Annotated in this window: 6 protein-coding genes; 2 read left to right on the top strand and 4 right to left on the bottom strand. The window is 70.3% G+C overall.

The window, feature by feature from the left end:
* Positions 1-115: 115 nt before the first annotated feature.
* Together AC08OX_RS13595 and AC08OX_RS13590 are read left to right on the top strand one after the other, a co-directional pair.
* Positions 116-901 (top strand): electron transfer flavoprotein subunit beta/FixA family protein, encoded by a 786-nt coding sequence (locus AC08OX_RS13595; protein ID WP_476608162.1) that lies wholly within the window; start codon positions 116-118, stop codon positions 899-901.
* A 13-nt stretch (positions 902-914) separates the two neighbouring features.
* Positions 915-1877, top strand: a complete 963-nt coding sequence (locus tag AC08OX_RS13590; protein ID WP_476608161.1) for an electron transfer flavoprotein subunit alpha/FixB family protein — start codon at positions 915-917, stop codon at positions 1875-1877.
* Between the two features lie 87 nt (positions 1878-1964).
* Here the strand turns inward: AC08OX_RS13590 and AC08OX_RS13585 are convergent, their stop codons facing one another.
* The 4 genes from AC08OX_RS13585 to AC08OX_RS13570 form a co-directional block, all read right to left on the bottom strand.
* A complete protein-coding gene (locus tag AC08OX_RS13585; protein ID WP_476608160.1) occupies positions 1965-2759 on the bottom strand; it encodes a hypothetical protein in 795 nt (264 codons plus the stop codon).
* Positions 2760-2813: 54 nt separating this feature from the next.
* A complete protein-coding gene (locus tag AC08OX_RS13580; RefSeq protein WP_476608159.1) occupies positions 2814-3560 on the bottom strand; it encodes a vWA domain-containing protein in 747 nt (248 codons plus the stop codon).
* Positions 3561-3659: 99 nt separating this feature from the next.
* On the bottom strand, positions 3660-4814 hold the full coding sequence (locus AC08OX_RS13575; RefSeq protein ID WP_476608158.1) for a hypothetical protein: 1155 nt from the start codon (positions 4812-4814) through the stop codon (positions 3660-3662).
* A gap of 51 nt (positions 4815-4865) precedes the next feature.
* A partial coding sequence (locus AC08OX_RS13570) for a hypothetical protein (RefSeq protein ID WP_476608157.1) occupies positions 4866-6270 on the bottom strand: 1405 nt, incomplete at its 5' end.

Raw genomic sequence — 6270 nt, 5'->3', positions numbered from 1 at the left:
TCTCAGGGGCGTACTGCGGTCCGCGTCACGTCGTCGATCATTGAGCGCGTGAGCGCCCCAGATGCGACGATGTCAAGGGACTGACATCGGATGTTGGCTACGGAGGCCCCAACGCGTGAACATCGTCGTTACCGTCAAGCAGGTTTCTGACACCTGGGCGGAGAAGAAGCTCGACGTCGCGGACAAGACCGTCGACCGTAAGAGTGTCGACAGCGTTATGAACGAGATGGACGAGTACGGGGTCGAAGAGGCCCTGAAGATCAAGGAAGCGCACGGGGGCGAGGTCACCGTCGTCACGATGGGACCGGCCAAGGCGGCCGAGACGATCCGCAAGGCCCTGTCGATGGGCGCGGACAAGGCCGTGCACCTGACGGACGACTTGCTGCACGGGTCGGACGCGCTGGCGACGTCCGCCGCGCTGGCGAAGGTGATCTCCACGCTGTCACCCGACATCGTCATCACCTCCAGCGAGGCTTCCGATGCCCGTGGCGGCGTCATCGGTGCCCTGTTGGCGGAGCGGCTGGCCCTTCCCCAGCTCACCCAGGCCCGCAAGGTCACGGTGGATCCGGCCGCGGGTAAGGTCACGATCGAGCGTCTCGCCGACAACGGCTACGCCCTGGTCGAGGCAAGCCTGCCGGCCGTGGTTGCCGTGGTCGAGAAGATCAACCAGCCGCGTTACCCTTCGTTCAAGGGCATCATGGCGGCCAAGAAGAAGCCGCTGACGACGTTGTCCGCCGCGGACGCGGGTCTGGACGCCGATGCGGTCGGGCTGGCCGGCGCCACGTCGACGGTCGTTGCCTCGGAGCCCGCGCCGCCGCGGTCGAGTGGCACGATCGTCAAGGGCGAGGGCGACGGCGGCACGAAGGTCGCGGAGTTCCTCGCGGCGCAGAAGCTTATCTGAGGGGTTTTGTCCGATGGCTGAAGTTCTCGTGCTCGTCGAGCACGCCGATGGTGAACCCAAGAAGGTCACCGCGGAACTGCTGACGCTCGCCCGTTCGCTCGGCGAGCCCGCCGCGGTGTTCCTCGGAGCGCCGGGCACCTATGCGAAGGCCAAGGAGTACCTCGCGCAGTATGGCGCCGCCAGGGTCTACGTCGTCGAGTCGGAGGACGTCGTCGGCTACGTGGGCGCGCCGGCGGCCGAGGTGCTGGCCAAGCTGGTCGCGGACGCGTCGCCGGCTGCCGTGCTGGTCGCCGCCACCGCGGACTCGCGGGAGATCGCGGCCCGCGTCGCCGCGAAGACCGACTCGGGCCTGATCTGGGACGCTGTCGCGCTGACCCCCGACCTGGTCGCCACCCAGGGTATCTTCGGCGGCTCAACGATCGTCACGTCGAAGGTCGTCAAGGGTGTTCCGGTGGTCGTCGTCCGGCCGAACTCGACGGCGCCCGAGGCCGCCCCGGTGACGCCGTCCGAGCAGACGGTGGACATCGCGATCTCCGACGCCGCGAAGGGGGCCAAGATCGTCGACCGCGTCGTCGAGGCGAAGTCCGGCCGCCCGGACCTCACCGAGGCCCAGGTCGTCGTCTCCGGTGGTCGCGGTCTGGGCGCCGCCGAGCACTTCACCCTGGTGGAGAAGCTGGCCGACACCCTCGGCGCCGCGGTCGGCGCGTCGCGTGCCGCCACCGACGCCGGGTGGTACCCGCACCAGAACCAGGTCGGGCAGACCGGCAAGACGGTGTCCCCGCAGCTCTACATCGCGGTCGGCATCTCCGGCGCGATCCAGCACCGGGCCGGGATGCAGACGTCCAAGACGATCGTCGCGATCAACAAGGACCCGGAAGCGCCGATCTTCGAGTTCGCGGACTACGGGCTGGTCGGCGATCTGTTCAACGTCGTCCCGCAGCTCATCGAGGCGATCGAGAAGCGCAGGGCCGGCTGATCGATCCCGCGGACCGGCCACGGCCGGGCGTCCATCCGTCTCGGCGAGGGTGGCGCCCGGCCGTCGTTTAGGACCCACGCCCGTGCGTCATCTCCGCGGGTCTTCGCGCACCCGGAGCACCACCAGCGTGAGGTCGTCGTGGTCGATCTCGCCCGCGTCCTTGAGCTGGTGGGCGAGCCCCTCCAGGTTCGGCTTGCGCAGGTCGGGAAGTCGCCGCCAAACCTCCGGATCAGTCCACGGCAGGGTGTAAAGCCACTTGCTGATCGCGTCGCTGCCGAGCAGGAAGACCTCCCCCGCCTCGGCGAAGCCTCGCCGCACCCGCACCGGCCAGCCCTCCCCGGTCGGCGCGAGCCGACGGGCCCGCCCGAGGTCGCTGGGCACCAGGTCGGGGGTGCTTGTGAAGGCTGCCGATGCGGAGTACGGGAAGAACTCGGGTTGCGCGCCCGCCAGGATGGCCTCCGGCGAGGGCACCCGGACCAGGCAGGAGTCGCCGACCGCGATCGCCTCCCACTCCAGCCGGCCGTCGTGTTCGTTCTCCTCGCTCCTGAATTGCAGTCCAAGAAACGTGGCGAACGCCGCTTCCGTCGCACCGACGCCCTGGAACCGCCAGTCGTCGGGATCGACCGTCGGCGGGCTCAGGTTCCAGATCCTGATCGTCTCGCGGAACCATTCGTAGATGCCCTCGGCCGAGGCCCCGATCGGCGGCGGCGTGTTGACGTATCGCGTGACCAGCAGGTTTGCCCACCGCCGCACGTCGACCCCCTCCGACGCGCCATCCGCGACGGCCGCCCGCCGGCGCGCCGTGCTCACCATCGTCGCGTCTTCGGAGGCATAGCCGCTGTTCTTCGGCAGCCACACCTGCACACGGCCCGTGACCCGCACTCCCGCACCTCTCCTTCCTCGGGACCCACCGCAGCCGTCGGCCCACCGCCCCACTCAGGCGTCGACCTGAGCCACCTGGGTGCCGACGGTGAGGGCGAGGACGATCGCGTCGGGTGTCGCGTTGGAGACGAATCCCCGGGCGCCGGGCCGGGTCTGCGCACCCAGGCGCTCCGCCGCGGTGCGCATCAGCGGCGGCAGCTCGCTCGACATCCGGAACAGCCCGCGAGCCCACTCGTCGGACAGCTCGGACTCGGCCGCGGGGAAGGTGGTGGTGGTCTGCGCGACCGCGGAGATGCTGATGTTGAACAGCAGCAGGTTGCCGTCCGCGGTGCGCAGTGACCGTAGCCGGTCGGCCCACATCTGCACCTTCTCGGGCTCGCCGTCGGTGGCTGCTCCATCGGTGATGTTGATGATGATTGGTGGGAAGGAGTCCTGGTGGCTCTGGGCCCAGCCGGAGGCGAGGCTCCCGGCCATGTCGAGGGCGGCGCACATCGGGGTGAGGCCCGCCCCGAACGGTTCGAACCACACGGGCATCGAGGAGCCGTGCCGCTCCTCCCGGCGCAGCACGCAGGAGAAGAGGTCCGGTACCGAGACCAGCCACTGGCCGGCGAGTGCTCCGGTGAACAGTGAGCGGGCCTCCTCGCCGCTGTAGCCGAGCACGGCGATGTCGTAGTAGGGACGCGGACCCTCGCCGCGCTCCTTGCTGCACCGACGGATGATCATCGCGAGGGTGTCGTTGACGATGTCGGCGAGGGCCTGCGCCTTGGAGATGCCGGGACGCCCGGCGATCGGGTAGTTCATCGAGTCGGACTGGTCCAGCAGAAAGATGAAGCAGCCCGGGGCACGCCGGTCGATCTGCTTGGTGTAGGGTATGGGCTTCGCGCTTCCTCAGGAGTCGGATCAGTACCGGGGGAGGTGGTCGTCGGCAGAGAGAGCGCCCGGGGGATCGTCCGCCGGGTTCGTCGGGAGGATGTCCGGCCAGGGCTCGCCGGCGCCCACCCGCCATGAGTTCGGGCATGCGCGGCAGGCGTAGGACGCGTCGACCTGGATGCTCCCGCACGAGCACTGCGGGTCCTCCAGCAGCGTCCGTCGATCGATCACCTCGACTCCGATCGGATGGACGGCGGCGCCCGGTCCCGGGGGGCCCGGGCGCCGAGGCGGGAGCGGACGCGGGAAGTCGGCCGGCGGGAAGTCGGCCGGCGGTGCCGGCCGCGGGTACCTAGTCGGCGGGAAGTCGGCCGGCGGGAAGTCGGCCGGCCGGAAGTCCCGGGGCGACGTCGGTTCCGGGTAGGTGCCGCGACCGGTCACGGCGTGGACGAAGCCGGCCAGCGGAACCACGGCAAGGCCGACCGCGAAGATCAGAAGCCAGCGCAGCGCGGTGCCGATCCGGCCGGGGCCGTGGGTGCCGTCGTGCACCGAGGCCGGCACCAGGACCTTGTGGTCGTCACCGATCGCCTCGACCGTGTCCGGAAGTGCCTCGGCTACCTTGTGGACGTCCGGGCGGGCACCCGGACCGACGGCGACGAGCAGCCGGGCGCCGACCTCGGCGAGCCGGGGGACGTCGGCGGCCGGCACCCCGAGCAACGGAACGCCGGCCGTGGACGATGCCGCAGGTGGGGTGTAGGCGGTGAAGACCGGGCCGTCCTTTCCCGTGCCGCGGGTGAATCGGGGCGGGAGCGGGACGTGGAGCAGCTCACCGTCCTTGAACGGGTGATCGGCCACGGCGTCCGGGTTGATCCCGAGTGCCGCGGCAATCTGCTCCCGGGTCTCCCCGGCCCGCACCTTGTACTGGATGAACAGCTCGGGCTCGTCCGGCTGCGGCGCCGACGACGCCACGAGTATCACCTGGTTGACGTCGTTGCCGCCGGCCGCCCGCAGGGCCTGGTCGGCGGAGGTCGTCACCAGGATCCTGATCGGCGACGGAGCCGTTCCGCCTCCGCCCGAGATCAGGCCGACGACGGCGATCGTGACCGCGGCCACGAGGATGCAGACCCCGATGATCCGCCGGTGGCGGCTCGGCCACGCGGTGTCGTCCGGCCCGCCTGACGGCGTCATGCCGCCTCCCATCGGTTGTCTCGAATGTCTCGAGCCTTCGGTCGTCTGGTGTCATCCCACGGTGAGGATGATCAGGATGAGTGCGAGGATGGCCAGGGCCGCGAGGACGAGAGCCGCCGTGCGCGACCCGGAGCCGCGGTTCGGCACGGATCCGGGGGGCGACGCCCGCCGCGCCCCGTCGCCGGCCGCGGAGGTCGTGCCGCCCTGACCCGCCGAGGGACCGGTGTTCGGCGATGTCCTGGTCGTCGCGTCCCAGAGATTCCGTCCCGCGGCTGGGGTGCCTGGGGTGGCCGGGGTGCCTGGGGTGCCTGGGGCTCCCGATGGAGAGGGCGGGATCGCCCAGCCCTGGCTGGGATCGATCGGCTTCGTCGGGACGGAAGCCTGGCTCGGTTCCCACCAGGAACTCCCCGCGCCGAGGGACGGCGCGACCGCCTCGCTGACAGGCGCGTCCGGCAGGGCGCTGTCGGCGTCGCGCAGCAGCGTTGGCAAATCGACGTCAACCGCCGGCGGCCCGAGGCAGAAGCGCCTCAGCAGCGGGACGAGCCGACGGACCTCGCCGTCCCGGCTTGCGGCGAGTCGTGACCAGATCGGCGTGTGGTCGGGCTGGGCGAGGTCGGACGCGCTCAGGATGAGGTTCTCGTCGCGGTGGAACTCTTCCCACAGGGCCGGGTCGGCGGCGACCGCCAGCACCGAGAGGTAGATGACGAGACCCGGGAAGGTGTCGACGCGGCGGTCCCAGTAGCCCGTCGCCTGCCGGCGGGGGTGCTGGTAGTGGCGATGTCCATGCTCGTCCGGCGGTAGGTGCGCGACCGCCGGGACCCAAACCGAGTCCAGGTCCACGAGGCGTACTGAACCTTGTTCGGTGACGAACACGTTGCCGTGCTGCAGATCGCCGTGGGCGATCTCGGCCTTGCTCATCTCACCGAGTAGAAGCTTCCATCCGGCGGCGAGGTCACGCAGCGCTTCCGGAGATGCGAGGTGCTGGCGGACGTAGGTCCGCAGGGTGGTGCCCTGGACCTGGTCCATGACGACCACCGGCCACCATTTCTCGCCGACCCGCACTCCCTGCGCGACCCACTCGGCTTTCGGGAAGGCTGACAGCACCCGATGACGACGTAGATGATTCGTTACCGCCGCATAGCGTTCGGCTCCGCCGGTCAGCGGCCGGGTCGGACAGCGCAGCGCGAAGGCACTGCCCGTCGCAGCTCCGAAGAAAACGACCGCCGACTCGCCGGTGACCTGCACCGGGGCACCGAAAGCGTCCCGTTCGAACCGGGCGGTCCGCAGCCGTGGATCCGTGAATACCTCCGCGCCAGTGGAGACCGCAGCCTCGAACTGGCCACCATTCGGCCAAACTCCCGCGCCGAGCACGCCGCTTCCCCCTGGGACGGACCGTCGGAAGTAACCGCCACCGTCGTTCAACCGGTGATCGTCCTTGCCCGTCGGACATTGAGCC

It is taken from the genome of Frankia sp. CoBUL1 (assembly GCF_978021245.1).
This window is presented reverse-complemented; position numbering and strand designations above follow the sequence as displayed.